Source organism: Halogeometricum sp. CBA1124 (genome assembly GCF_009741955.1).
Taxonomy (GTDB): domain Archaea; phylum Halobacteriota; class Halobacteria; order Halobacteriales; family Haloferacaceae; genus Halogeometricum; species Halogeometricum rufum.
Map to the genome: position 1 here is coordinate 1 of NZ_WPCD01000335.1, position 1,981 is coordinate 1,981.

Sequence of the window (1,981 nt, forward strand, 5' to 3'; positions counted from 1 at the left end):
CGCCGACGACGAACTCGTCGTCGGCGAGACCATCCCCGGCGGGACGACGACGGCGATGGCCGTCCTCCGCGCCCTCGGCGAGGAGTGGCCCACCTCGTCGTCGCTGCCGGAGAACCCCGTCGAACTGAAGGAACGGGTGGTCGAGGCGGCGTTCGAGTCCTCGGAGATAGCGCCGGGGCAGGCGGCGCACACGCCCGAACTCGCCGTCCGGTTCGTCGGCGACCCGGTGTTGGCCGCCGCGGGCGGACTCGTCGCGGGCGCCGTCGAGTCCGGGACGGCCGTGACGCTCGGCGGCGGGACGCAGATGCTCGCCGTCGCCGCCCTCGTCCGGCACGCGGGCGTCCTCGGTCCCCTCACGCTCGCCACCACCTCCTACCTCGCGGCGGACGTGCCCGAACTCCGCGACGCGACGGACGCCCACGACGTGGCCCTCGTCGTCACCGACCCCGGCTTCGACGACGCCGGCCCGCTCTCGGCGTTCGCCGACGGCGTCGCCAAGGAGGGGGCGGCGATGGGCGGCGCACTCCACCTCGCCGACCGGGCGGGGTCGCTGGCGGACGTGACGGAGGGAACGCTTGATGTGCTCTCCCGACTCCGAGGAGACTATGGACCCTGACGCCGTCGCGGAGGTGTCGCGCGTCCCGCACGGCAGTTCCGACGACGTGAACCTCGTGGACTTCAGCGCCAACACCAACCCCGACGCCCGCCGGGCGCGGCGTGTACGTACGAGTCGGCGTTCGCCGCCGCCGGACGCTACCCGCCCGACGACTACACCGACTTCCGCGTCGCCGCCGGCGAGTACGTCGACTGCGACCCCCACCACGTCACGCCGACGGCGGGCGGGATGGCCGCCCTCCGCCTCGCGTTCGGCGTCACCGTCGGCCCGGCCGACGACGTCCTCCTCCCCGAACCGAGTTTCGGCGAGTACGACCGCGAGGTCAGACTGCAGGGCGCGACGCCCGTCGCCGTCGCCCACGACGACCTGCTGGCGACGGACCCCGCCGACTACGCCGCCGTCGTCGTCTGCAACCCGAACAACCCGACGGGCGAGGCGGCCGACCCCGACGAACTCCGCGCGTACCTCGCGGACTGCCGCGCCGCGGACACCGTCCTCGTCGCCGACGAGGCGTTCCTCGACTTCACCGACTACCCGAGTCTCGCGGGCGAACCCGGCGTCGTCGTCGCCCGGTCGCTGACGAAGATGTTCGGGCTCCCGGGCCTCCGCGCGGGGTTCGCCGTCGCCACCGGCGAACTCGCGGACAGACTGGACGCCGCGCGGCCGCCGTGGGGGCTCTCGCGCCCGCCGCGGACGTGGGCGCCCACTGCATGCGCCAGTCCGAGTTCGTGGCGGAGACGAAGGCGCGCGTCCGGCGGGAACGCGAACGGATGCGCGACCGACTCTCGGCCGGGTTCGAGGTGTTCCCGTCGGACGCGCCGTTCCTCCTCCTCGGCGTGACCGGCGAGGGGGCGGCCGGCGACGTGGACGCCCTCCTCCGTCACGCCCGCGAACGCGGGTTCGCCCTCCGCGACGCGCGCACGTTCGAGACGCTCGACTCGCACGTCCGGGTGGCCGTCCGCCGCCCCGACGAGAACGACGACCTGGTGGAGGCGCTCCTGTCGTTCCCGTGACCGACCCCGTCTTCGAGTCGACCGTCCGCGACGGCGTCCTGCGACTCGCCCGCCCGGAGACGCGGTGGCTCTCGACGGGTCACGCCGGCGGCGCGTCGGTCGGCCCCGTCGCGTACAACGTGAGCGTCCCCGAGGGCTGGGACGAGATGGACGTGGACGGCTACGTCGAACGCCGCCTCGACGCCGCGGGGTTCGACGAACGGGCCCGACCCTCCTCACGGGCGTCTCGATGCGGCACGCCCGCCGCGCCCGCCTCGGCGACGGCCTCTGCGAGGGTGCTGCCGGTGTGACTGCCGTAGTCGTTCGGGTCCACGTGCTGCGCCCACGTCTCGCGCCGGTGTCGGCGACGCGT

Annotated in this window: 3 pseudogenes; 2 read left to right on the plus strand and 1 reads right to left on the minus strand. The window is 74.6% G+C overall.

The annotated features are described in order from the left end of the window. Both GJ632_RS21205 and GJ632_RS21210 read left to right on the plus strand, forming a co-directional pair. Window positions 1-616, plus strand: a pseudogene (locus GJ632_RS21205) (TIGR00303 family protein); the annotation flags it as partial. Then, a pseudogene (locus tag GJ632_RS21210) lies at window positions 606-1,629 on the plus strand (aminotransferase class I/II-fold pyridoxal phosphate-dependent enzyme). The pseudogenes GJ632_RS21205 and GJ632_RS21210, both read left to right, overlap by 11 nt. 217 nt (window positions 1,630-1,846) lie before the next feature. Here GJ632_RS21210 and GJ632_RS21220 read toward each other — a convergent pair. Then, window positions 1,847-1,981 (minus strand): annotated as a pseudogene (locus GJ632_RS21220) (triose-phosphate isomerase); the annotation flags it as partial.